Annotated in this window: 22 protein-coding genes; 10 read left to right on the forward strand and 12 right to left on the reverse strand. The window is 64.9% G+C overall.

Going from position 1 to position 23,654, the window contains the following annotated elements; genetic code table 11:
• Window positions 1-23: 23 nt before the first annotated feature.
• The gene (locus WFP39_RS13360) at window positions 24-2,120 is read right to left on the reverse strand and encodes a TonB-dependent receptor (RefSeq protein ID WP_336920267.1); all 2,097 of its coding nucleotides are present in this window, start codon (window positions 2,118-2,120) and stop codon (window positions 24-26) included.
• A gap of 113 nt (window positions 2,121-2,233) precedes the next feature.
• Between WFP39_RS13360 and WFP39_RS13365 the strand changes: the two genes are divergently transcribed.
• Window positions 2,234-2,806 carry a nuclear transport factor 2 family protein gene (locus tag WFP39_RS13365; RefSeq protein WP_336920269.1) on the forward strand — a complete coding sequence of 191 codons (573 nt, stop codon included), beginning with the start codon at window positions 2,234-2,236 and terminating at the stop codon, window positions 2,804-2,806.
• Between the two features lies 1 nt (window position 2,807).
• The gene (locus tag WFP39_RS13370; RefSeq protein ID WP_336920271.1) at window positions 2,808-4,997 is read left to right on the forward strand and encodes an outer membrane protein assembly factor BamB family protein; all 2,190 of its coding nucleotides are present in this window, start codon (window positions 2,808-2,810) and stop codon (window positions 4,995-4,997) included.
• A 55-nt stretch (window positions 4,998-5,052) separates the two neighbouring features.
• Here the strand turns inward: WFP39_RS13370 and WFP39_RS13375 are convergent, their stop codons facing one another.
• Genes WFP39_RS13375 through WFP39_RS13385 form a run of 3 tightly spaced genes read right to left on the reverse strand, consistent with a single transcriptional unit; the run spans window position 5,053 to window position 9,646 of the window.
• Entirely contained in the window at window positions 5,053-6,528 is a 1,476-nt protein-coding gene (locus tag WFP39_RS13375) for an aldehyde dehydrogenase (RefSeq protein ID WP_336920272.1), read from the reverse strand.
• An 11-nt stretch (window positions 6,529-6,539) separates the two neighbouring features.
• Window positions 6,540-8,741, reverse strand: a complete 2,202-nt coding sequence (locus WFP39_RS13380) for a PQQ-dependent dehydrogenase, methanol/ethanol family (RefSeq protein ID WP_336920274.1) — start codon at window positions 8,739-8,741, stop codon at window positions 6,540-6,542.
• Window positions 8,738-9,646 carry an SDR family oxidoreductase gene (locus WFP39_RS13385; protein ID WP_336920276.1) on the reverse strand — a complete coding sequence of 303 codons (909 nt, stop codon included), beginning with the start codon at window positions 9,644-9,646 and terminating at the stop codon, window positions 8,738-8,740. Before WFP39_RS13385 ends, WFP39_RS13380 begins: the two co-directional genes overlap by 4 nt.
• A gap of 75 nt (window positions 9,647-9,721) precedes the next feature.
• Between WFP39_RS13385 and WFP39_RS13390 the strand changes: the two genes are divergently transcribed.
• Together WFP39_RS13390 and WFP39_RS13395 are read left to right on the forward strand one after the other, a co-directional pair.
• Window positions 9,722-10,219, forward strand: a complete 498-nt coding sequence (locus WFP39_RS13390) for a nuclear transport factor 2 family protein (protein WP_336920277.1) — start codon at window positions 9,722-9,724, stop codon at window positions 10,217-10,219.
• A gap of 61 nt (window positions 10,220-10,280) precedes the next feature.
• Window positions 10,281-11,828: a tannase/feruloyl esterase family alpha/beta hydrolase gene (locus WFP39_RS13395; protein ID WP_336920279.1), complete on the forward strand. Its 1,548-nt coding sequence runs from the start codon at window positions 10,281-10,283 to the stop codon at window positions 11,826-11,828.
• Window positions 11,829-11,847: 19 nt separating this feature from the next.
• Here WFP39_RS13395 and WFP39_RS13400 read toward each other — a convergent pair whose 3' ends face one another.
• Genes WFP39_RS13400 through WFP39_RS13415 form a run of 4 tightly spaced genes read right to left on the reverse strand, consistent with a single transcriptional unit; the run spans window position 11,848 to window position 15,171 of the window.
• Window positions 11,848-12,390 (reverse strand): hypothetical protein, encoded by a 543-nt coding sequence (locus WFP39_RS13400; RefSeq protein ID WP_336920281.1) that lies wholly within the window; start codon window positions 12,388-12,390, stop codon window positions 11,848-11,850.
• A complete protein-coding gene (locus WFP39_RS13405; protein ID WP_336920283.1) occupies window positions 12,390-12,824 on the reverse strand; it encodes a c-type cytochrome in 435 nt (144 codons plus the stop codon). The genes WFP39_RS13400 and WFP39_RS13405 overlap by 1 nt, the downstream gene beginning before the upstream one ends.
• Window positions 12,821-14,392 carry an FAD-binding oxidoreductase gene (locus tag WFP39_RS13410; protein WP_336920284.1) on the reverse strand — a complete coding sequence of 524 codons (1,572 nt, stop codon included), beginning with the start codon at window positions 14,390-14,392 and terminating at the stop codon, window positions 12,821-12,823. The genes WFP39_RS13405 and WFP39_RS13410 overlap by 4 nt, the downstream gene beginning before the upstream one ends.
• A gap of 14 nt (window positions 14,393-14,406) precedes the next feature.
• Entirely contained in the window at window positions 14,407-15,171 is a 765-nt protein-coding gene (locus tag WFP39_RS13415) for an SDR family NAD(P)-dependent oxidoreductase (RefSeq protein ID WP_336920285.1), read from the reverse strand.
• Between the two features lie 107 nt (window positions 15,172-15,278).
• Here WFP39_RS13415 and WFP39_RS13420 point away from each other — a divergent pair, with 107 nt between their 5' ends.
• Window positions 15,279-16,139: a DUF8021 domain-containing protein gene (locus WFP39_RS13420; protein ID WP_336920286.1), complete on the forward strand. Its 861-nt coding sequence runs from the start codon at window positions 15,279-15,281 to the stop codon at window positions 16,137-16,139.
• A gap of 28 nt (window positions 16,140-16,167) precedes the next feature.
• Window positions 16,168-17,400 carry an MFS transporter gene (locus tag WFP39_RS13425; protein ID WP_336920287.1) on the forward strand — a complete coding sequence of 411 codons (1,233 nt, stop codon included), beginning with the start codon at window positions 16,168-16,170 and terminating at the stop codon, window positions 17,398-17,400.
• Here WFP39_RS13425 and WFP39_RS13430 read toward each other — a convergent pair.
• Together WFP39_RS13430 and WFP39_RS13435 are read right to left on the reverse strand one after the other, a co-directional pair.
• Window positions 17,397-17,825 (reverse strand): nuclear transport factor 2 family protein, encoded by a 429-nt coding sequence (locus WFP39_RS13430; protein WP_336920289.1) that lies wholly within the window; start codon window positions 17,823-17,825, stop codon window positions 17,397-17,399. The two genes, WFP39_RS13425 and WFP39_RS13430, sit on opposite strands and share 4 nt — an antisense overlap.
• 1 nt (window position 17,826) lies before the next feature.
• The gene (locus tag WFP39_RS13435; protein ID WP_336920290.1) at window positions 17,827-18,327 is read right to left on the reverse strand and encodes a MarR family winged helix-turn-helix transcriptional regulator; all 501 of its coding nucleotides are present in this window, start codon (window positions 18,325-18,327) and stop codon (window positions 17,827-17,829) included.
• Between the two features lie 137 nt (window positions 18,328-18,464).
• Between WFP39_RS13435 and WFP39_RS13440 the strand changes: the two genes are divergently transcribed.
• Window positions 18,465-19,940, forward strand: a complete 1,476-nt coding sequence (locus tag WFP39_RS13440) for a lignostilbene-alpha,beta-dioxygenase NOV2 (RefSeq protein ID WP_336920291.1) — start codon at window positions 18,465-18,467, stop codon at window positions 19,938-19,940.
• A 10-nt stretch (window positions 19,941-19,950) separates the two neighbouring features.
• Here WFP39_RS13440 and WFP39_RS13445 read toward each other — a convergent pair whose 3' ends face one another.
• Entirely contained in the window at window positions 19,951-20,115 is a 165-nt protein-coding gene (locus WFP39_RS13445) for a hypothetical protein (RefSeq protein ID WP_336920292.1), read from the reverse strand.
• 168 nt (window positions 20,116-20,283) lie between these two features.
• On the opposite strand from WFP39_RS13445, the gene WFP39_RS13450 reads away from it, so the two are divergent.
• The 3 genes from WFP39_RS13450 to WFP39_RS13460 are packed head-to-tail and all read left to right on the forward strand — an operon-like array spanning window position 20,284 to window position 22,852.
• A complete protein-coding gene (locus tag WFP39_RS13450; RefSeq protein WP_336920293.1) occupies window positions 20,284-21,360 on the forward strand; it encodes a hypothetical protein in 1,077 nt (358 codons plus the stop codon).
• Window positions 21,353-21,844, forward strand: coding sequence for a hypothetical protein (locus WFP39_RS13455; RefSeq protein ID WP_336920295.1), 492 nt, complete (start codon window positions 21,353-21,355; stop codon window positions 21,842-21,844). Before WFP39_RS13450 ends, WFP39_RS13455 begins: the two co-directional genes overlap by 8 nt.
• 24 nt (window positions 21,845-21,868) lie before the next feature.
• Window positions 21,869-22,852, forward strand: a complete 984-nt coding sequence (locus tag WFP39_RS13460; protein ID WP_336920296.1) for a DUF8021 domain-containing protein — start codon at window positions 21,869-21,871, stop codon at window positions 22,850-22,852.
• Between the two features lie 67 nt (window positions 22,853-22,919).
• Here the strand turns inward: WFP39_RS13460 and WFP39_RS13465 are convergent, their stop codons facing one another.
• On the reverse strand, window positions 22,920-23,423 hold the full coding sequence (locus tag WFP39_RS13465) for a DUF1097 domain-containing protein (protein WP_336920298.1): 504 nt from the start codon (window positions 23,421-23,423) through the stop codon (window positions 22,920-22,922).
• Window positions 23,424-23,654: the final 231 nt, after the last annotated feature.

Raw genomic sequence — 23,654 nt, forward strand, 5'->3', positions numbered from 1 at the left:
AGCCACCGCTGCGCCAGAGGCAATCAGAACCCGTAGCGCACCCCCAGCCAGAACGTCTGCGGCACGCCCAGATCGATCGAGCCTGCCTGATTGCGGGTGATGATTTCTGTATCAAACAGGTTTTCCACCCGCGCCACGGCGGACAGGCGCCCGGCGATCGGCACGGAGGCAAAAAGGTCGACCACGGTTGCCGCCTTGAGCAGATCGGTCTCCAGATCATCTTCGAACTGGCCGGACACATGGCGCAGCGTTGCCGCCGCGCGAATGCCTTGCGCGCCGGTGTAGCTGGCGGTCACGCTGCCCGAAAATTGCGGCGTTTGCGACGGGCGGTTGCCATCCAGCGCCGCCGCCGCGCCCGTGCCGCGCACCGTGGCATCGGTAAAGGCGACGCTGGCGTCGATGCCGAAGGGGCCGCTTTGCCACGCGCCGTTCACTTCAACCCCGCGCGCGCGGACAGCCTCCAGATTCTGCCTCTGGCGCAGATTGGTGCCGATGGTGACATTGGCGATGGCATTGCGCACCCGGTTATCGAACACAGTCGCGCCAAACCGCAGGCCATCGGTCACAGCAAAATCGATCCCCGCCTCATAGCCTTCCAGCTTTTCGGGCAGCAAGGCGGCATTGGCATTGGTGGTCACCGGGAACACGGCGAAGGGGCGATAGAGTTCGTTCAGCGTGGGCAGGCGCAGGCCGGTATAGGCCGCGGCGCGCAAGGACACGACCTCGTTGGCCTGCACCACCGCCCCGGCGCGCCAGGTCACCGCCCAATCGCTCCGATCGGCATATTGGTCATCGCGGATGGTCGTGCCCGCCGCATTGACCGCGCGGTAATAGCCGTCCTCGATCCAGTAGCGATCCGCGCGCAGGCCCCCGGTCAGCGTCAGCGCACCCAGTTCCCAATCGTTTTCGGCATAGAGGCCCAGATTGGTGTTCACCCCGCCCGCAAACCTGTTTTGCGTCAGCGCGCCGGTGGTCGCATTATAGGCATCCTCCAACAGATTGCCTTCGGCCCGTCGGTAATCCGCCCCCAGCCGCAGCGTCACCCCCTCGCCCAGCGGCGGGCGCACCTCGATCTTGCCGCCCTGCCCGCTGGCCGGCGTATCCTTCTGGTCCAGCGACTTGTTAAAGGTGGTGGAGGAAATCACGACATTGGTGAAATTGCGCCATTGGGCATAGGCCAGCGCATCCACCTGCCACGGCCCCCGGCTGACAAGGCGCAACGAAATGTCCTGACCCTGGCTGGTGTTGTCCGCGCCTGCAAAGCGAAGCGTGCGTTCATCGTCAAACGCCGCGCCGCGCAATTGCACTTCGACATCGCCCAGTTGCTGCACCAGCTGCCCGCTGACAGACCAACTGTCATAGGCGGCACGGGCACTGGCGGGCACGCGCTGGCTTTCGGGCGTTGTCCAGAAACCCTGCCCCCGGTCCCACCGCCCGGCGACCATGGCAAAGCCATTGCCCAGACGCGGGGCGAGGCTGGCGGATAGCTCGGTCTCGTTGCGCTGATTGGCCAGTGCTTGGCCCGTAAACAGGCCCAGTTCGGCCGCATTGGCGCTGTCCAGCTCAATTGTGCCCGCCAGCGCGCCCGATCCGAACGGGCCGGAACCGCCGCCGCGCGTTACCCGGATATTGCCCAGCCGTTCGGGGGCAAGAGCGCTGAACGGCACATGGCCGAAAAACGGATCGAGCATGGGCACGCCGTCGAGCAGCACAAGCGCGCGGCTTGACGCGTTGCCGCCCAGTGCGCGCAGCGTCACACCTTGCGCGGTGGGGTTGGACGAACGACTGTCCGACCGGCGGAATTGCTGGAACCCCGCCACACGGACCAGCGCATCTTCCAGCCGCCCGCTGGCGGTGGTGACAATCTGGTCGCGGGTGATGTCCACGGCGGAATAGGCCGGCGTGCCGGGAGTGGACGCAAGCCCGCGCCCGATCACGACAATCGTATTGCGGGCAGGCACATTTGCGAGAATTGCGTCATCTTCCGCAGCGCTCTCGTTCGCGGCATCATCCGCCTGCGTGAATTGCGGCGTGAAATCCATATAGGAATCATCGTTCTGCGCGGCTGCGGGAACGGCGAGCATCACGGCGCCGCAGCTTGCCAAGAGCAGAAACTTCATCGGCTTACCCATCACATCGACCCACCAAATTGACTTTGTCCGGCGCGCCTTAGCGGCTTCGGCTTGCCCTGTCACCCCGGCTTTGGCAGGTATGCAGGTGAGGAGAGGGATTCATGCGTTATCTGACAGGCCTTGCCGCTGCGTGCGCGCTAGCAGGCTGCAATCTGGTGGTCGAGGATGATGCGCAACAGACCGCTCCACCCGCTGCCGTTGGAGAGAACGCCTTGACCGCCACCCCGCCCTTGGTGCCCGCCGATCACGAGCCGCTGCTCGCCAGCACCGACCCGCGCCTCGCCGCCAACAAGCGGCTGGTATACGACATGTACCGCATCGTCTTGCAGGCCGGTCTGGCCGACCGGGCGGGCGAATTCATCCGCACCGATTACATCCAGCACAACCCGATGGCCGCGCAAGGGCTGGCAGGCGTGCAGGAATATATCCGCAATACCCGCCCCGAACGCGACATCCTGCCCAAGCTGGAACTGCCGATGATCAACATCATGGCCGAGGGCGATTTTGTCACCATTGCCTTTGTCCGGCCCGAAAAGGACAGCAGCGGCGCGACCTATTATTCGACCTGGTTCGACATGTTCCGCATTCAGGACGGTAAGATCGCCGAACATTGGGATCCGATGCTCAAGACCGACACGCCGATCGATCCCAATTCCAAGCGGATCGGCAACTGATATGCGCGCCGGCACCAAATGGGCGCTGGGCTGCGCCATCGCCGCGCTGGCACTCTCGCAGGCCTCGGCGCAATCCGGCTCGCCAGCGGCGGAACCGCTGGTGCCCGATTTCGCGCCCGTCACCGATGCCGAAATCCAGCGCCCCGATGCGGGCGACTGGCTGAGCTGGCGGCGCACGCTGGATAGCTGGGGCCATTCGCCGCTCGCCCAGATCAACCGCAGCAATGTCGGCCAGTTGCGCCTCGTCTGGGCGCGGCCGCTGGCACCGGGGCATCAGGAGGGCACGCCGCTGGTGCACGAAGGTGTGCTCTATTTCCCCGGTCCCAGCGATGTGATCGAGGCGATCGACGCGCGTTCGGGGCAGATGCTGTGGCAATACCGCCGCCCCTTGCCCGACGATATCGGCCAGTATCTGCCGGTCTACGATACCACCCGCAACATCGCCCTCTATGGCCAGCTTATCATCGGGCAGGCGGCGGACAATTACCTCTACGCCCTCAATGCCCGCACCGGCGAACTCGTGTGGGAAACGCGGATTGCCGATTACCGGCAGGGGGCAAAGATCAGCTCCGGCCCGATCATTGCCGATGGCCTCGCCATCACCGGCCGTTCGTGCGAGCCGGAGGGCGGGCCTGCCGCCTGCGTCATCGTGGCGCACGATGCGACGACGGGCCGCGAAGTGTGGCGCACGCCGATTATCGCGCAGGGCGACGATCCCAACGATGCGAGCTGGGGCGGTGTGCCGCTGGAACGCCGGCAGCAGGTCGGCGCGTGGATGATCGCCAGCTACGACCCGGAACTGAAGCTGATCTATATGGGCACCAGCGTTTCTGCACCCGCGCCCAAGATTTCGCTCGCCGGGCCGGATCATGATTACCTCTACCACAATTCGACGCTGGCGCTGGATGTGCGGACGGGCCGGATCGTCTGGCATTACCAGCACATGGTCGATCACTGGGATTTGGATCACACCTTCGCCCGCATCCTGGTGGATCAGCAGGTCGCGCCCGATCCGGCAGAAGTGGCCTGGATGGCCCCCGATATCGAGCCGGGGCGCATCTACCGCACGCTGACGGGGATTCCGGGCAAGGTGGGCGTTGTCACCACGCTCGACCGCGAAACGGGCCGCTTCCTGTGGGCACGGCCCACCGTGCGCCAGAATGTGATCGAACGGATCGACGGGGCAACGGGCCGCGCACATCTCAACCCCGCCACCGTGCCGCTGGAATATGGCACCAGTCATGAGGTCTGCCCCGGCCCCACCGGCGGCGCGAATTACATGACCGGCAGTTACAGCCCGCAGACGCGCACGCTGTTCATGCCGCTTGCCAATCTGTGCGCGCAGATGGTCGCGGTTGACCCTGCGCAGAACCCCGGCATTTACGGGATGAGCCAGCAAATCGCGATCGTGCCTGAAGCCAACGGGATGCTGGGCAGCCTGTTTGCGGTGGACGCAGTAACGGGCCGGACGCGTTGGGAGAGGCGGCAGCGCGCGGGTTTCCAGTCGCTGATCACCACCGACGGGGGGCTTGTTTTTGTGGGTGATGCAGGCGGATGGTTCAGCGCGCTCGACCAGGACACGGGCGAGGAATTGTGGGCGATCAATCTCGGCTCCTCGGTTACCGGCTATCCGGCCAGCTTTGCGGTGGGCGGTCAGCAATATGTGGCCGTCTCCACTGGGCGCTGGCTGTCCGACGCATTCACCCCGGAACTGACCCACGGCACGCAAAACACGCTGTTCGTGTTCGCCTTGCCAGAGGCGGGAATTGGCGCGCGCGGGCCGCAGCGCCCCTTCCGGCTGGCGGGCAGAGCGGCGGGTTTTGACGATCCGGCGTTGGCGCAAAGCTTCACCCGAAATGCCAGCGCGGGCGTATTCACCGCCGCGCAGGCGCTGGAAGGCCGTGCGGTCTATGCCCGCGCCTGTGCCGCGTGCCACGGCGCCACCTTCCAGAGCGCGCCCGGCGTTCCGCCAATCACGGGCGAGGCATTCCTCGGCAAATGGCGCGGGCGCAGCGTGGGGGATCTGTACACCTATACGCGCACCAATATGCCCCCCGGCGCGGGCGGATCGCTGCCTGCCGCGCAATATCTGGCGCTGGTGGCCTTCATGCTGGAAGCAAATGGCTATCCCGCGGGGCAGAGCGCGCTGGACGGCGACGAGGCAATCCTGCGCAGTCTGGGGATCGATTGATGGCCCGCCCCACCCCCAGCCGCGTGCGGAAGGGGGTGGGGGCAGGCTTGCGGTTTTACGCTAGCGGCCCGTCGACCAGAATGGTCTTGGTTTCGACATAGCCCCAGATGCCCTCGTCACCGCCTTCGCGCCCGATGCCCGATTTCTTGAAGCCCCCGAACGGCGCAGTCCATTCCATGCGCATCCCGTTCTGCCCGACAACGCCGGTGCGCACCTTGCGCGCAATGTCATAGGCCGCCTGCGGATCTTGGGTGAACACGCTGCCGTTGAGGCCGAACTGGCTTTCATTGGCGATGCGGATCATGTCCTCCTCGTCCTCTGCCGGGATCAGGCACAGCACGGGGCCGAAGATTTCCTCCTGCGCGATGCGGCTGGTGTTGTCGACATTGGCGAACAGCGTCGGCTCGATGAAATAGCCCTTGTTGAGATGTGCGGGACGCTGCCCGCCGGTGACGAGGTCGGCGGTCTTCTTGCCTTCCTCGATATACATCTCGACCCGGTCGCGCTGGCGGCGCATGGCGAGCGGGCCGAGCTGCGTGGTCGGGTCATTGGGATCGCCGATCTTCACCCCCTTCATCACGCCCGCAATCGCTTCGGCCAGTTCGTCATGCCGGGCCTTGGGCACGATCGCGCGGCTGAGCATCGCGCAGACCTGCCCGCTCATCACGGTGATGGTGTTGCCCAATATCTGCGCGGCGGCTTCGGTGGGGAAATCGTCGCGGATGATCGCGGCCGACTTGCCCCCCAGTTCGAGCGTGCAACGCGTCATGTTCGCCCCGCACACGCTGGCGATATGCATCCCCGCCGCGCTGGAGCCGGTGAAGCTCACCTTGTCGAGGCCCGGATTGTGCACCAGATGGTCGGCCGCCTCGCGGTCTGCGGGCACGAGGTTGACCGTGCCCGGCGGCATCCCGGCAGCTTCAGCCGCCTCGGCGATGATATAGGCTTCGAGCGGCGTTTCGGGGCTTGGCTTCATAATCACCGAACAGCCCGCAATCAGCGCGTAGAACACCTTGTTCGCCATGATCGCAAACGGCCCGTTCCACGGCGCGATGGCGGCAACCACGCCCACCGGTTCACGCACGATGCACACCGTGTTCACCGCCATGCCGGGGCGGCGTTCCTCCCACTGGAATCGTTCACCCAGCGAGGCAATCCCGCGCAGGCCCGCCACCGCGCCCGCGTGCATCCCGGCAGAGGCAACCGCCAGCCCGCCGATCTGCGCGGTCCACGCCTTGGCGAGTTCGGGCACACGCTTTTCCAGCTCGTCGATCATCCGCATCAGATGCGCCATGCGTTCCAGCGGCGGGGTGAAGGGCCAGGGGCCGTGATCAAACGCGGCACGCGCGGCGGCGACCGCCCGGTCCATGTCCACGGTGTCCGCATGGGCAACGCGCGCGATCACTTCCTCGATCACCGGGTTTTCAACCTCGATCATCGCGGTTCCGTGCGGAGCGACCCATTCGCCGCCGATGAACAACTTGTCGGGATGGCGGATATTCACGCCTTCGGGGGCAAGGCCGGATGTCATTGTGTCTCTCCTCAGTAACTCGAAAGTATGGTCAGTGCCTGCGTATCGAGCGGCAGGCCGCGCCTCTGCAATTCCAGTTCGCGGGTGCGCAGCTTGCCTTGCGTGTCGATCAGCCAGGCGTGGATGGCCTTCACCTGATCGGGGGTGAGCCGGTCGTCCCATTTGGGCATCCCGCGCGGCACCAGCAGGCCATCCAGCACGATCTGCTGGAAGCCAGAGTGGACACCCTCGTTCATCCGCCTGAGATCGGGCAGCGGCGCGCGCGGCTGGTTCGAATGGCAGATGCTGCAATTCGCCATGAACAGCGCATTGCCCATCGCAATCATGTCGGGCGTGGCATCGGCATATTGCGCGGGCGGTGCGGGCGCAGGTTCCAGCGCGGGCAGATCGGCCGGGATCGGCACCGGCCCGCCGCCGAGCCTGAACACCAGCAGACGGTTGGCATTGCCTTTGGCATAGGCGGCGGAATAGCCAGGCGTGAAGCCCCAGCCGCCCCCGCCCCAGCCGGTCTGCACCGCGACATATTGCACGCCGTCGACCTCGTAGGTCATCGGCGCGGCCATGATGCTGGACCCGGTTTCGATCCGCCACAATTCCGCGCCCGTATCGGCATCGCGCGCGAACAGCGTGCCTGCAAGATTGCCGTGGAACACGAGGCCGCTCTGCGTGGCAAGCGCGCCATAACGATCCTGCCAGCCCATTGACGGCACCGCCCATTTGGTCGCGCCGGTCAGCGGGTCAATCGCGCGCAGTTCGCTGGTATAGGGCTGATCCTTCACCCATTGCCATTGCGGATGGCTTTCCACTGCTGCCCGCACAGGCGGAGGTAAGGTCGGCGCGGCGGCCTGCAAATCGGGCGTGAACAGGATCGCAGCCCCGGCGTTGAGGAAGTTCTCCTCGCGTTTCACATTGTCCACCGGGCCGGGCAGCCACAGCAGATTGCCCATGTCGAGCACATGGGCGAAATAAAGCTGGCGCGTGGGATCAAAGGCCGCCGGATACCAGTTGCGCGCACCCGGCGATCCGGGGAACACGATCTTGGGGCCGTTGGTATAGTCGGCCTGATCCATCCGCATGTTCGGGCGCTGCGTTTGCAGATCGAACCCGTCGGCCCAGTTCACGCGGACAATCGCATTGGCGGCGAGCGCGCGGCCTGTCTCGCGGTCCACCACGAAGAAGAAGCCGTTCTTGGGCGTGTGCAGCACCACCGGGCGCGTCTCGCCGTTCACCTCCATCTCGGCCAGCACCATCGGCTGGGTCGCGGTGAGGTCCCAATTGTCCTGCGGGGTTTCCTGAAAGTGCCAGTTCACCCGCCCCGTCTTGCGATCCAGCGCGACCAGCGAATTGAGGTAGAGATTGTCGCCCCCGCCGGGGCTGCGGATCGCCTGCGGATAGGGGCCGCCATTGCCCGTGCCGATGATGACCTGATCGAACACGGGATCGTAATTGATCGCATCCCACACGGTGCCGCCGCCGCCAATGTCCCAGCGCGTCTCCTCGCTCCAGGTTTCCAGCGCGGCTTCGAGTTCGGGGTTTTCCTGCGGGCCGGTCGCCGGATCGCGCGGCACGGTGAAGAAGCGCCATTCCTGCTTGCCATCGGACAGGCGGTAGGCGGTGACATAGCCGCGCGTGTCGTATTCCGCCCCGGCATTGCCGATCACAACCAGATTGCCCGCCACTTCGGGCGCACCGGTGACGGTGTAGCCGCGGCTCTTGTCGACAATGGTATCAACCTGCCATTCAATTGCGCCGGTCTTGGCGTCGAGCGCGTAAAGCACCCCGTCAAGCGCAGCGACCAGCACCTTGCCTTGCGATACGGCAAGGCCGCGATTGGCCCAGTCGCAGCAGGCGGACCGCGCGATCTGCATGTCCATTTGCGGGGTGAAGGTCCACAATTCCTCGCCCGTCGCGGCGTTCAGCGCATAGACGCGGCCCAGATTGCCGCTGGCATACATCACCCCGTCGATTACCACCGGCGTCGATTCCTGCACCCGCGCGGTGCCCAGATCATATTCCCAGGCAAGCCCCAGCTGCCCGACATTCCCTTTCGTGATCCCGCCAAGGCGCGAGAAATGGCTGCCCGCCCAATCGCCGCCGGTCGTCTCCCAATTGGCGCCCGCGCCATAGGTGCTGGTGTCGATGTCGGGCACATCCTCGCCGCAGGCCGCCAGAGCAAGCGGCAGGGCGAGTGCAAGAGCAAGACGACGGATCATTGCGGCCACTCACCCTTGTGCTGTTCCAGCACGCTTTTGAGCGTGCGCGGCTTGCGCCCCGTAATGCGCTCCACATCGTTGCTCAGCACCGAAAACAGCCCTTCGCGGATCGACTGGCCGAAGGTGACCATGCCCTCGCTCGCCCAGGGGATCGGGCCATCGGGCACGATGTCGCTCGCCTTGCGCGGCACGCCCAAACTGTCGAAATAGCGGTACATCCCCTCGTCATCGACATGCTGCAATTCGATGGGCTTGCCCGCCATGTCGGAAATCATCGCCACCGCCTGCGGCACCGAAAGCAGTTCCGGCCCGGTAATGTCATAGGCCGTGTTCTCGTGCCCCTCCTGCGTCAGCACGCCCACCGCGGCGGCCACGCAATCGTCACGGCTGACAATCGCCACCGTGCCGTGCCCGGCATTGTCGGGTTTGGAACCGGCCAGCAAAGCGGGGATCGCCATCGCGGTCGCCACCGCTTCGGCATAGAGGCTGTTGCGCAGGAACGTCCACGCCGCGCCTGATGCCATGATGAGCTGTTCGGTGTTGTAGTGATCCTTCTGCTCCACCCCCGGATGTTCGGCCAGCCCGCCGCCAATGACCGAGGTGTAGACGATGTGTTTTACGCCGTTCGCCACCGCAGCCTCGACCGCGTTGCGGTGCTGCTGAACCCGCGACCCCACGCGCAGGGTGGAGATGAGCAGCAGCTTGTCGCCGCCTTTCATCGCCTCGGCCAGCGAGGCGGGATCATCGAAATCGGCATAGCGCACCTCCGCCCCGCGTGCGGCGAGGTCAGCCAGCTTGTCGACATGGCGCGACAGGGCGATCACCTGCGCCCCCTTGTCCAGCAATTGCTCCGCTGCCGCGTGGCCGAAATGGCCGGATGCGCCCGAAACGATGATCTTGCCCAAGAATCCTCTCCTTACTCTTGGCGGCGATACTAACGGGTGTTACGGTTGACGCAACACGCGATAAGGGGAGAGTTCATGCCGCAGCTTGCCGTTGAAGACCGTCTGGCTTTGCAGGATCTGCTTGCCGATTATTCCTGGGCGCTCGATTCCGGCGATGCCGAGGGGCTGGTCGCCTGCTTCACCGAAGATTGCGAAATGCGCGAGGAAGTGTTCGAGGATCCCGACATCTGGGAGGGGCACGAGGGCATTCGCGGCCTGATGAAGCATTACGCCAACGCGCCGGGCTTTCCGGGGCGGCAACACCATGTGACGCAGATCAAGTATTTTCCGCAGGATGATGGCAGCGTGAAGCTGAAGAGCTTTGCCTTCGTCACCGAATGCGAGGGCGAGCCGCCCTATACGCTGCGTTTCACCGGTTGGTATGATGATCACGCGGTGAAGGGCGCGGACGGCAGATGGCGTTTCCAGCGGCGGATCGTGCGGCTGTGGGATGGCGAAGTGCTGAAAAACTTCCCCGGCCGCGGCCAATGGGTGCCGCGCAAGCGCCCCGACAGCCTGATCATCCGCAGGTAACGCCAAGGCTTGCCCGGTCGCCATGCAGGCGGCATGAAGAGCGCCAACAGGGGAGAGAGACATGGAACTGAAATCCGTGCTGGCCGCCGCCAGCTCCATCGCCGCCTTGGCCTTTGCCACGCCCGCACTTGCCGCGTGCGAGGATCTGGCCGGGATGCCGATCGAGGGCGGGCGCGTTACGTCCGCGCAAGTGGTGGATGCGGGCGGCTTTGTCGCGCCGGCCAATCCGTTCGGCCCGCCGCCGGGCATTGCCGCATCCCCCTTTGCCGATGTGCCCGCCTTTTGCCGCGTGCAATTGACGCTGACGCCCACATCCGATTCCGACATCAAGTCCGAAGTCTGGCTGCCGCTGAGCGGGTGGAACGGCAAATATGTGGGCGTGGGTAACGGCATCTGGGCGGGCTCTCTCTCCTACACCGAAATGGGCCGCAATATTGTGCGCAGCTATGCCACGGCGGCCACCGATACCGGCCACACCGGCAACGGGCTGACCGCGGAATGGGCCATAGGCCATCCGGAAAAGCTGGTCGATTTCGGGCACCGCGCCGTCCATGTCACCACCGTGGCGGCAAAGGCGGTGGTGGAGCGTTTCTATGGCCGCGCGCCGAGCCGTTCCTATTGGAACTCGTGCTCCACCGGGGGCCGGCAGGGGCTGATGGCGGCTTATCGTTACCCGAACGATTTTGATGCGATCAGCGCGATGGCACCGGCCAATCCGATGACCGACCTAATGACGCAGACGATGTGGCAGGGCTGGCAGCCGCAGCGCTTTGGCGCGGCGATCACGCCGCAGGTGCTGGGCGCGGTGCATGCCGAAGTCATCCGCCAGTGCGACGCGCTCGACGGGCTGGCGGACGGGTTGGTCGGCAATCCGCTGCAATGCCGGTTTGACCTTTCCCGTGTCGATCTGACGCCGGAGCAGCGGCAGGCCATGGCCAACATTTATGGCGGGGTGCGCGACAATGCGGGCAATCTGCTGCTGCCCGGCTGGCCCTATGGCAGCGAGATGCAGCTCGCCGCGCTGGTGATGGGGCAGGAACCGTTCCCGGTGGCGATGAGCTATTTCCGCGATCTGGTCTATCACGGGCGGAATGACTGGAACTGGCGCACCACCGATTACCGCCAGTATATGCAGGATGGGCGCACATATGGCGCGAGCATCCTCAATGTCCCGCATGATGGCCTTGCCGCCTTTTTCGCGCGCGGGGGCAAATTGCTGCTGTCCCACGGCTGGAATGACGGGCTGATCCCCGCCACCAACACGCTGGCCTTCCACCACAGCCTCTACAACGCGCTTCCCGCCGCGCAGCGCGATGCGCAATTGCGCCTGTTCATGGCGCCGGGGATGGATCATTGCAGCGGCGGCGAAGGGCCAAGCGTGTTCGACACGCTGGGCGCGATTGATGCCTGGTCGACCACCGGCATTGCGCCCGACCGCCTGATTGCCACCCGGCCCGTGCAGGCTGGCGGCGGAATGCCGGGACAGCCGCCGGCACCCCCGCGCGATCCGATGGAACGCCCGCTCTGCGCCTGGCCGATGCAGGCGGTGTATGACGGCGTGGGCAATCCGGCGGTGGCCAGCAGCTTCCAGTGCCGGATACAATCCTGATGCGCGGCTGGTGCCGGGCCTAACCGCGCGGCACCAGCAACCAGCCCAGCGCCAAGCCCTTATCGGCAAACCAGCCATTGTCCTGCGGCTGCGGCTGGATCGCGCCTTGCGGGTTCGCCGCCCATGCACCAAACGCCTCGGCCCACAGCGCCCCTGCACCCACCGCCATGCGCGTGAGCGCGATGAAACCGGCATCGCAGCTGTTGCCCGCACAGCCCTGCGCATCGCCGGTAAGTTCGGCGGCGAGCATATAGCCCGCCTCTGCCGCAACCTCGCCAATCAGCAGCGCGTCGGCATGGCGGGTCACCCCCGCGATCAGCGCGGGGCGCGTGTCCACCAGCGCGCGGGCAAAGCGGATCACATCGCCTTCCACCGCCATGCTGGGCCGCCCGGCGGCAGCTCCGGCGGCGGCAAAGCGGTTGCCTGCGGCAAGGCCTGTGTCGTGAACCAGGCCGGTGTGGCTGCCGTGCTGCCAGCGCCAGCGCGCCAGCGCCGCCACGGTGGGCACGGCCAGCGCGCCCGCCACGCCGCCCGCGATAAGATTGCGCCGCGTCAGCTTCATCACGCGCCCCCTGCCACGGCGTGCGGGCCAGCCGCCAGGTAATCGGCAATCGCCTGCAATTGCTCGTCGCTCACCTCGCCGCGCGGGATCGCGGGCATGTTGCCGATGCCATTGCGCGCTGCCGCGATCACGAAAGCGGCGGGCATTCCGCCGCGCGCTTCCAACAGCGGCTGGGGCCGCCCGGCACGTTGCAGCAAGCCCGTGCCCATGCCGTTCGGGCCGTGGCAGGCGATGCAATATTCGACATAGAGCGCCTCACCGCCAATCGCGCCGGGGCGCTGCGCCATGGTGATGGGTTGCGGCATACCGGGCGGGGGGCCCGCGGGCGCGGCTGCCGGAGCCGCCTGCGTCGCGGCATTCTGCGCCACGGCAACGCCCGCGCATCCGGCCAGCGCCACCGCCAGCGCCGTTCCAAAAACGACAGACTTTCTCATGCGCCCGCCTCCTCTCCGCCAGGTCGCCCGTATGCGCCCCAGATCCCGCTCTTTCCCGGCGCAATGATGCCGTTGGGGTCGAGCGCGTTCTTCACCTTCTCGTTCAGCCGCCGCATCGCGCCGTTGTTGAAGTCGTATGTGTCGGCAACCAGATCCATATAATCCAGATGCGTGCGGTATTCGCCATAACCGTGCTGCTTCGCATCGGCCACCAGCGTGCGGAAGAAGGGATCGATCCGCGCCATCATCGCCGGATCATCCTTGTTGAAAATCATCGCGTTGACATTGGTCAGGTGTCGCTCGCCAAAGGCGAAGCTGCCCTGGTAATCCATGCCGTATTCCTGATAGCGGGCATAAGTGCGGCGGAACTGCGCCAGCGCCTTGTCGCCGTCCTGCTCGATGATGGGCGAAAAGCCGATATGTCCGCCGCGCCCGCCATACCAGTTGACGTTCTGCATCGGGAAGGTGATCGGCGTGCCGGTCCAGCCCGAATATTCCATCGGCTGCCCCTTCACCCAACTGGTGGGCCGGATGGACAGCGGCCCGGCATTGCCCATTGCCGTTTCGAGGATCTTGTAGGCGGCCTTGTTCACCTCCTCGCGCCCGTAAAGCCGCAGCGATACGCCCCACCAGCCGATGTCGAAGCGGCGGCGGATCGCGTCGATCACATCGTCGGTGATCGCGCCGGGCTTGTCGGTCCAGTCGGTGCGCCGCGTGAGCACGGCCGCAGCGCGCAGCCAGTTGCCGATGCTGGGGCTTTGCGTCAGCACCCGCTCACGCCTGAGCGGTGCGATGGTGTCGACCATCACCTTCAGGTCTTCGGGCCGGTCGAATTCGACATCCATGCCCATCAGACTTTCGGGTTCGGGCATCATCCACATGCCCATCTTGGTCACGATGCCGAAATTGGACTGGACGAACATCTGATCCCACCCCGGCCCAAAGCCAAAGGGATAGGCCTGCCAGGTGGGCGCATTGGTGAAGGCGCCCATGCCGGTGCGCACCAGATCGCCATCGGGCAGCACCACTTCCAGCCCGCAGATATTCTTGGTGTGCTCACCATAGGGGGTATAGCCCACACCCCGATCGAGCGCGTTGCCCATCACGCTGCCCCAGCTGTTGCCGGGGGTGGAGAGCCAATAGGGCAGATTGTTCGCCTGCACGTAATCATACAGGTCGTAAAAGCTGACGCCCGGCTCAACGATGACCGTGCCGAGCTCGGCATCGAACTCGATCCGCTTCATGCGGCTGAGGTCGAGCACCACGCTGCCCGCCAGTACCGGCGCGGTGCCGCCATAGCCCAGATTCTTGCCTCGGCTGATGGGGAACAGCGGCAGGCGGTACTGGTTTGCCACGCGCACCACCGCCTGCACTTCCTCCACGCTCTCGCACGCCACCGCGCCCGCCGGGTGATGCAGCGCATCGTTGACCGCAAACTTGTCCAAATAGGAACGCCGGTCGAGATCCTCGAAAAACACCTTGGACGCGCCCAGCACGGATTCGAGCGCGCGGCGCGCCTCGTCCATTTTCTGCGCGGTGAAGCCGGGAGGAAGGGGAATGTCAGCCATGCGTTTTCACCTTGTCAGCCTGCCGACCATTGGGTGCGGGCAGGCGGGCGCGTGCCGGCGTCGAGCCGGATCACCTCGCCATTGATAAGCGGGTTTTCGATAATGAACAGCGCGGCACGGGCAAATTCCTCCGCTCGCCCTGCGCGTTTGGGAAATTCGGCATCCTTCAGCAGCTCGGCCACGAAATCATCGGGCAGGAACGATACCATCGGCGTCGCCATGAAACCCGGCGCGATTCCCGCACAGCGTATGGCATGACGCGACAGATCGCGCGTCCAGACCAGCGTCAGGGCCGCAAGACCCGCCTTGGCGGCGGTGTAGGCGCTCATCCCCTCCTGCCCTTCGTAACTGGCGATCGAGCAGGCGTTGATGATAACGCCGCGCTCGCCATCTTCGCCCTGCGGATCGGCGCGGGTCATCAGATGGGCGAAATGCGCGGTGACGGTGATCGCGCCCAGCAGGTTCACATCGATGACCCGGCGGATCGCAGGTACATCGCCCGGTGCATCGGCGCTGGCAATCGGGCCGATACCGCCAATGCCCGCACTGTTGATCAGGATATGCGGCGTCCCGTGCCCTGCCGCAACCTCCGCGGCAGCGGCAGCCACCTGCGCTTCGTCCGCCACATCGCAGGCGATGAAGGACGAACCCGGCACCGCTTCGCCGCCCAGATCAAGGCTGACCACGCGCGCGCCGCGCGCCAGCAACGCCTCGACACAGGCGCGGCCAAGGCCCGAATTGCCGCCCGTTACCACTGCCAGAAGCCCTTGAGGGTCCATCGCGCCTGTCCGATCCTCTCTTGCGTTCACGCGATTCAACCGCGCGACTTTAACGAGCGTTACTTTTGATGTAGTGCGGCCTCAAGTCAAGCAGAGGGGAGAGCGCCTTGACCAGCCGATGGGCCGACAGGGACGAACTTTACGCCGTGATGGACGCCTATCTGGCGGCGCTGGCCGCGCGCGATGCGTCGGCCGTGCCTTTCGCGGCAGAGGTGTTCAACACCGAAAACAACGTGGAAATCGCCCCCGGCGATGGCTGCTGGAACACTGTCACCGCGCTGCACCCCTACCGCCTGCTGATGGCGGAGCCCGATGCGGGGCAAGTCGCCGTGTTCACCGCGCTGGAGGAGACTGACGCGCTTAACCCCGCCTGCATAAGGCTGGAAGTGGGCGCGGATGGCCGCATCACCGGGGTCGAAACCGTGGTGGCGCGCAACAAGGACGAAGGCTTCCCCTTTGGCCCGCAGGCTTTCGTGGACAAGCCGGAAATGGCGCTGCCCGTCACGCCCGCCCCGCGCGCCGAGCTGGTGGCGATCGCCAATGGCTATTTCGAGACGATCGAGCGGAACGACGGCATCATCCGCACGCGCTTTCACCCGCAATGCAACCGGGTGGAAAACGGGGTGCAGACCACCAACAACGCCGATTTTCCCCTGCCCATCGCGCGGCTGGGGTGCGAGGAACAGTTTGCCCTTGGCTGGTACCGTTATGACGATGAATTGCGCGCCCGCCGCTTCCCGCTGGTGGATGTGGAACAGGGCATTGTGCTTGCCTATGGCTTTATCGACCATTCGGGCCGCCTTGGCGATTACACGCTGACCGATGGCACGCCGGTACGCAGCCCGGTGCGCCGCCCGCATTCCTATTACCTGGCCGAAGCGTTCAAGATCGTGGACGGGGCGATCCGGCAGGTGGAAGCCGATTTCCTCACCGTCCCCTATCGCATGCCCAGCCCGTGGGATAAGTGAAGGAAAAAGAGGGGGGGAGAGACACAACATGATCCAGCCGCGCCACATGGCCGCGCTCGCCTTGCTGGCGGGCGTATTCATCATGGAAGGGTTCGATATTGCCGCGATGTCTATCGCGGTGCCGCGCCTGGACGCTGCCCTGGGCCTGGAACCGGCCAGTTTCGGGTGGGTCTTCACCGCGCTGCTGATCGGGCTTGGCGTGGGCGGTGCGCTGATCGCGCCTTTGGGCGACCGCTTCGGACGGCGCGCGCTGATTGTGGGCGGGTGCCTGGCAACGGGCGTGTTCACGCTCATCACCGCCACCGCCACCACGGTGACCGAATTCCTGATCTGGCGGCTGCTGACGGGTCTGGCGCTGGGCGCCTGCCTGCCCAATGTCAGCGCGCTGTCGAGCGAACTGGCCCCGGCCGGAATGCGCGCGACGGTGATGGCGGTGGTTTCCGCCGGCATCCCTGTCGGCCTTGCGCTGGCCGGGATTTCCGCGCCGCTGCTGATCGCGGCGGCGGGCTGGCCGATGCTGTTCTACACGCCCGGCCTGTTCGCCGTGCTGCTGGCAGCCGCGCTGTGGGTGATGCTTGACGGGGGCAAGCCTGACCGCGCCGAGGGGGCAGAGCCCAAATCCGTCGCGGCCAAGCTGCCGCAATTCACGCTGTTCGCGCGGCCCTGGGCGTTTCCCTTCGCGGTGTTTTCCACCATGCTCGCGCTCAACGCGCTCAATCTCTACCTGCTCAATTCGTGGCTGCCCACCGTGCTGCCGCAGGCGGGCCTCACAATGGATGTGGCGGCGCAAGTCGCAGGCGTTGCCAATCTGGCGGGGCTTGCCATCGGCATCGGCGCCAGCGTGCTGATGGATCGTTGGCGCAGGGGGCTGACGCTGATGCTGCTGTTCGGCAGCATGGCAGCGAGCTTTGCCGTGATCGGCCTGACCGCGCCCGACACCTCCCGCTGGACGCTGCTTTTGATGGTGGGTGTGGGCGGCGCGAATGCGGGCGGCATGGTGCTGCCCGGCCTTGCCGCTTACCTGTTCCCCGCGCGCCTGCTGTCGAGCGCGGTGGGCATGGGCGTGCTGGTGGCGCGGCTGGGCGCCTTTGCCGGGCCGCCGCTGGGCGCGGCGATGATTTCCTCCGATGTGCCTGCGCGCACATTCCTCGGCGTGGCGGCGTTCCCGGCGCTGGCCTGCGTGGCCGTGGCGCTGCTGGTGGGCCGCGCGCTGCGGGTCAAAGGGCGGGAAGAGGTGACGGCGCCTGCTGCGACGCCCTAGGGACGGAAATCGAGCGCCCCCACCCGCTCGGCAAAGCGCCAGCCTTCATCGGTGCGCACCACAAGATCGGTAAAGGTGCCGATCAGCGGGCTTTTTGCATCCTGCACCGGCAGACCGTCATCGCTGGTCACCTCGCCCATGTAAAGCACGATCACGCTGCGCGCGCGGACAGTGTTTTCGTCCACCACATCGACCAGCACATTGGTAATGGCGTGGCGCTGTGCGCGCGGCGGGCGGGCAAGGAAGCCAGCCAGGATCGCTGCCCGCCCGCGCACCGGCTCGCCCCCGCTGGGACGACGAAACAGCGCGTCTTCGGTGTAAAGGGCCGCGCAGGCGTGCCAGTCGGCATCGTCATTGGCCCAGGTATAGGCGTGGATCAGCCGCGTGACATCGGCCTCGATCGCGCGGCGCTCGTCCGGGGTCATCTCATTCCCCTTCCGGACGCGTCGCTTCGAGGAAGGCGCTGCGGCCCGATGCATCCTTCGCTTCCAGCCGGGCGATCATGCCCGCGACCAGATGCGCCAGCGCGGCGATGTCCTTGCTGTCCATCCCGTCGAACAGGTAAGCGGCCACCTTGTCGGTCTGCGGACGCATCGCATCATAAAGGCGCTGGCCTTCTTCGGTCAGCGTCAACCATTTGCGGCGGCGGTTGCTCTCGTCGCGGACCACGGCCACACGGCCGTGCCGTTCCAGCGTGGCCACTGCGCGGCTGACGCTCATCACATTCACCCCGGTCAGTTCCGCCACTTCGTGGCTGGCCGTGCGGCCCAGCGCGCCGATCGTCATCAGCAAGCGAAATTCGTTCAGGCTGATGCGATAGCGATGCGCCAAATGCGTGCTGAACGGCGCCATCAGCCGGTTGTTCAGTTTAAGCAGATCATGCAGCAAAGCCGCATTGCCCGCTTTCCCCACCTGTGTGTCACCCACCTTGGTCGAACCCTTCGAATTTGCGCCCTGTCAATGCGACCCGGCTTTGCGCCTCATATTGGCAAAGCCTGTTTGCGCCAACACTAACACCTGTTAGCATTATTGCGCAGGAATCACATATCGGGAGAGATGAGGCAATGGCAGCCTTTCCGCAAACCATTCATTTCATTGGCACCAACACGCCACGCCGCGTGGAAATGGCGGTGCGCAATCTGGACGTGGAAGGCACAATTCCGGCCGATGTCGAAGGCGCCTTTTTCCGCGCCGTGCCCGATAATGCCCATCCGCCCATGTTCGCCGATGATATCGCCCTGTCTGCCGATGGCATGATCGCCAAGTTCGATTTCACCGGCGGCGCGGTGGATTTCGCGATCAAATATGTCGAAACCGAACGCTACCAGTTGGAACGCGAGGCCCGCCGCGCCTTGTTCGGCAAGTATCGCAACCCCTTTACCGATGACCCCTCGGTCGCAGGCAAGGATCGCACGGTCGCCAACACCACGCCGGTCTGGCACGCGGGCCGCCTGTTCATGACCAAAGAGGACGGCCGCGGATACGAAGTGAACCCGCACACGCTGGAAACCGTGGGCAAATGGGATTACCAAGGAAAGCTTAAATCCCAGACATTTACCGCACATCCGCGCATCGATCCGGTCACGGGCGAGCTGTTCTTCTTCGGCTACGAGGCGGGCGGGCTGTGCGACCCGCACGTCGCCTATTGCATCGCCGATGCGGACGGCAATCTGGTAAAGGAACAGTGGTTCGAGCAGCCTTATCTGTCCACAATCCACGATTTCGTGATTACCGAGAAATACGCGATCTGGCCGATCTTTCCCACGTTGGCCGATCTCGACCGGATCAAGGCAGGCGGCGAGCACTGGGCGCACCGGCAGGATCTGCCCAGCTATATTGGCATCATGCCGCGATACGGCGATGTGTCGGAAATGAAGTGGATCGAAGGGCCGCTGGGCGTATCGTGCTTCCACGAAGTCAACGCCTTCGACGATGGCGATCTGGTGCATATCGACCTGTGCCTCACCAATACCAACGCCTTCCAGTTCATGCGCGAAGCGGGCGGCATCCAGATCGCGCAGCAGGACATTCAGGGCGCGCTCACCCGGTGGACAATCGACATGAGCAAGGATGCGCCCACCTTGACCGAGCGGCCGCTTGGCCCTTCGGGCGATCTGTGCCGCCTGGCCGATGCCGATCAGGGCCGCCCCTATAACCGCGCCTGGTATCTGTCCATGAACCCGAAGGCGAAAGGTCCGCCGATGCTGGGCGGCCCGGTGGGGGCCAATTTCAACTGCCTGCTCAGGATTGAACCGGGCAATGGCCGCATCACCGCGATGGAACTCCCGCCGGGCGCGGGGATCAGCGAACCGGCGCATGTCCCGTCCAAGGAGGCGGGGCATGGCGGATGGCTGCTCAGTGTGGTGGACATTCCCAACAGCCCCAACCCGGCGGATTATTCCTCCGAATTGTGGATCGTGGAAGCTGACGCGGTGGAAAACGGCCCGGTGGCCAAGGTCAAGACCGGCCTTGCGCTGCGCAGCCAGGTGCACGGCACCTGGGTCTCGCGCGAGCGGCTCAATGCGTCACGCGTAAAGTAGCGCGCCCCGTTTAGAACAGGCGCATGGCAACCAGCGCAGTCAGGCTGATCCAGAACAGGCTCAATCCGGCCAGAGCGGCGCGCCAGAAATGCGCCCGCGCGCGCCGGCGGGCGCTTCCTGCGGTATCGGTGATCGACCGGATCGATGGATAATTGCCCAGAACAGTGCTTGCCACGGTATCCCTCCCGCCCGCTTTGGGCAAAACCCTGGATTGCGACGCGGCGAGAATACCCGCGCGATGGTAAACATTCCCTATTCGCGCGCAAAATAGAGGAGGGCTTGCGCAAGGTGGCTCTTGCGTCCCCCACACAGCGGGGCATACTCGCTGGTGGGGAGAGAAGGGATGACGCAGTGGACACGAACGGCCTGGGCACTGGCCCTTGGCCTTGGCCTTGGCAGCGTTCCGGCCACAACCGGCCCGGTCGCAGCGCAGGAGCAATCCTCGCCCGATCAGACCGCCTTCGAGGCGCAGATGGCCGCACGGTTCCAGCCGCCGCCACCCGGCTGGCAGATGCCGCGCACCCAATGGGGCGATCCGGACCTGCGCGGCAAGTGGCCGGTCGATTATCTGGGCCAAACCCCGCGCGAGCGTCCGGCTCATTTCGGCACCCGCGCCTTCCTGACCGATGCCGAATATTCCGCCGCCTTCGCGGACGCGCAGGCCCAGCTCGACCGCTATGACGAGGAAGTCGAAGTTGGCGTGATGAGCATGGGGCACTGGGCCGAGCGCGGCCACCCGCTGCGCCAGACATCGATGGTGGTTGAACCCGCCAACGGTCGCTATCCCCCGCTCACCCCGCTGGGCCAGCGCTTGCGCAGCGCGGAACGCACCAGCTGGAACACCGAAGTATTTGACCGGATGGAGGATTTCGGCATTTTCGACCGCTGCCTGACGCGCGGTATGCCCGGATCCATGTTGCCCGGCGCCTATAATGGCGGGATCCAGATCTTCCAGTCACCCGGCCTTGTGGCGATCCAGCTGGAAATGATTCACGAAACGCGCCTCGTCTATCTCGATGGCCGGACGCCCCCGCCGCCCTCGGTGCAGTTCGACCTTGGCTATTCGATCGGCCACTGGGATGGCGACACGCTGGTGATAGAGACGACCAATTTCCGCCCCGGCATGGCGATGGGCCCTGCCCCCAATTCCGAACAGTTGCACATCACCGAACGGCTGACGCTGATGAACCCCGACCAGGTGCACTACGAAGCCTGGGTGCGCGATCCGCTGGTGATGGAGGGGCATTACAAGCTCGACATTCCCTGGCTGCGCGACGAGGGTTACGGCATGTTCGAATATGCCTGCCACGAAGGCAATGTGCAGATCCGCGGCTATATCACCGCCACCAGCCCGCGCTTCGCCGCCCAGCGGGAGGCGGCATGGGCCGCGCAGCAGGCGGCAGGAACATCGAATGACTGACACCCCGCAATTTTCAGCCCCCGAAGACAGTGAAGAGCTCGCCGGGCCGGCGATCTTCTGGATCTATCATCTCAGCCGCCTGATCTTTGGCGGATGGTGGCTGTTTTCAGGCCTGATGCATTTCCTGTGGCCGGAAATCCAGCCGCTGGGCAACGAACCTGCCGCGCGCGATTTCACGCTGGCGCTGATGGCCAGCGGATTGTTCGACATCGTCAAGGTAATCGAGGTGATCCTTGGCGTCACCATCCTTATCAACCGCGCCATGCCGCTCACCATCATCGCACTGGTGCCGATCAACCTGGTGATCGTGTACTGGAACTTCGCGCTCGATGAAGGCGTGGTCGAATGGACCTTCGGCGCGATGTCCATTTTGTTCAATGCCATTCTGGCCTGGCCGTGGCGGCGCTATTTCTGGCGCCTGTTCACCTGGAAGGGTCGGGCCGATTTCTCGACCGAGCCGGGCCTGCAGGATTACCGCATCTGAGCATTCGTCATGGGAGAGAGCCGAATGAAATCCACCCTCGCCGCCGTTTTGGCCACCTCTGCACTGGCGCTGGCCACTCCGGCCGCCGCGCAATCATCCCCTCCGCCCGTTGCGGGATGCGACCGGGCGTGCCTGATCGCGCTCGCCGATACCTATGCACAGGCGCTGATCGACGATGAGCCGGACGCGGTGCGATGGGCCAGAAATGCGGTGGTCATGGAAAACCTCGCGCGCAGCCGTCCGGGCGAAGGCGCGTTTGACACGATCACCGGCGAAGGGACGGACAGCTATGCCGTCCACGTGGCCGATCCGGTCAGCGGGCAGGTGGGCCTTCTCACCATGATGGCCGAAGGTGATGCGCCGGTACTGGTGGGCATCCGCCTGAAACTCGACGCCAGCGGCGCGGTGGAGGAAGCCGAGCATCTGATCGCCCGCAACCTTTCCGATGCCCAGCTCGCCAATTTGCAATCGCCCCGCACGCAATTGCTGATACCGGTGCCTGCCGCCTATGCTGACAGCCGGGCGCGGCTGATCTGGCTGGGCACATCCTATTACGATGCGCTCGACCTCAACAATTCGCGCTTTTCCAACATGGCCGATGATTGCGTCCGCCACGAAAACGGTTTCCAAACCGCGCGCAATTCCTTCACCCGGCCGGGCGTAGTCTTTTCGGACAGCGAATTCGCCTATCTTGGCGGGCTGGGCTGCGCGGCGCAGATCGACACAAACATGTGGGAATATATCGACACGATCGAAAACCGCCGCGTGGAAATCGCCGACGAGGTGACGGGCCTTGTCTGGGGCGTCAGCCATTTCCACCATGCGATGGACAAGGATTACACCCCGTTGATCGGCGTGCCCTGGTTTGAAAGCCGCGACATGCGCCGCTTCAACGCTTTTGATATGCCCGCCATCCACATCTACAAGGTTTGGGGCGGCGCGATCCACGAGATCGAGGCGCTGGGCATCGTGATGCCATACCAATCGCCACACGCCTTTGCGCGCTGAGGGCGGCTGCAAAAGGGGGCGGAGAAGCGTGCAGCTTCCTCGCCCCTTTTTCGTGTCTGGCCTGCGATCAGGCCTTCTTGGTCAGCACATTGGCCAGCAATTCGGACACAATGCCGAACACCGCGCCAATCACGATGGAAACCACCGTGGGGATATAGGCGCCCACGGGATCCATCGTTTCGCCACCGGCCATCAGGAAGGTGGCACCGGCAACCGCCGCAAAGCCATACACGCTTGCCGGAATGGTGCTGAGCAGTGGCACCCGGCTCGCAAGGCAGATTACAAACGCGCCAAGGCCCACGGCAACCGGCCCGGCAAGATCGCCCAGTCCGGCCAGCGGCCCCATCAGCGCCCAGATCGCGACGACGCCGACAAGCGCGCCAAACGCCATGCCGACAATCGCGGTCGTCAGCCCCTTGGTGCCGGCCCCCGACTGGAAAAAACAGCCCCATGCGATGAAACTGACCCAGACCAGCCCCGGCAGGAATGTCGCCAGGGGAACGCCGAAAAGCCATGTATCGATAACGGCCAGCACGCCGACCGAAACTGCAAGTGCAAGATATGCGGACATCAATCTCTCCCTCCCGAAACGATGCGCCCAAGAAATGGGTCGTTTTCGTGTGCCGCTCCGGTGTTTCCCGGATGCGGTCATGTCAGGCGTAACGGAAGGGGAAGAATGCGACAATAGCGCGCGACACCCTCGTGCTGCATCGCCCACGAAAAAGGGGGCCGGAAGGTTTCCCCTCCGGCCCCTGTTTGTTTGCGTGTCGGTGAAACCGAACCTTAGCGGCCCGAACCCGGA

Origin of the sequence: Alteraurantiacibacter lauratis (assembly GCF_037154155.1) — a bacterium.
Lineage (GTDB): Bacteria > Pseudomonadota > Alphaproteobacteria > Sphingomonadales > Sphingomonadaceae > Alteraurantiacibacter > Alteraurantiacibacter lauratis.